This is a genomic window from Microbacterium sp. CR_7 (assembly GCF_041954755.1).
GTDB lineage: Bacteria > Actinomycetota > Actinomycetes > Actinomycetales > Microbacteriaceae > Microbacterium.
Genome location: NZ_JAVAYF010000017.1, coordinates 1 through 615 on the forward strand (window position 1 = coordinate 1; position 615 = coordinate 615).

The 615-nt window shown below is 69.6% G+C and carries 1 protein-coding gene; it reads left to right on the plus strand.

The window, feature by feature from the left end; translation table 11 throughout:
• Positions 1-12 precede the first annotated feature (12 nt).
• Positions 13-615 (plus strand): DUF222 domain-containing protein (locus tag RAC81_RS16945; protein WP_375083439.1); only part of this gene is annotated, 603 nt, incomplete at its 3' end.

A 615-nucleotide genomic window follows, 5' to 3' on the forward strand; every position in this document is an offset into this window, starting at 1 on the left:
CTGCACAACGGGTTGCATCGGATCACCGGGCACCTGCTCCCGGATGCCGCGGCGCAGCTGCAGGCGGTCCTGGATGCGATGCTCAACCCGAAAGTCGACGGCCCACCCCACCCGACCGGCGTCCGCTTCGAACCCTCCCCAGACGAGGACGGGAACCCCTCTTCCGGTGTCGGACGTGACATCGCGGTCGATCCCGCCGTGGTCGATCCGGTCAGGGACGATCCTGCTGGACTCGATCACGGTGCCGTCGGGTCGGATCGGTGGAATGCGGATCCGCGGGCGGTGATCGATCCGCGCACCCACACCCAGAAACGTCATGATGCGTTCGCGGCAGCGGTGGGGATCGCGGCCCGACATGCGGACATGCCGTCCCTGGGTGGCGCGGCACCGACCCTGGTCGTCACGGTCGACGCGAACGACTTGGCCGCGAACACCGGACGGGCGCGCCTGCCCGGGTCGGACGCGACGATCCCCACCACCGCGGCGGTGCACACGGCCTGTTCCGGGGCGATCCAACGGGTGCTGGTCGATCAGGGCAGGATCGTGGGGATCACGGTCACCGACCGGGTGTTCACCGTGCATCAACGGCGGGCGATCATCGCCCGCGACACCGAG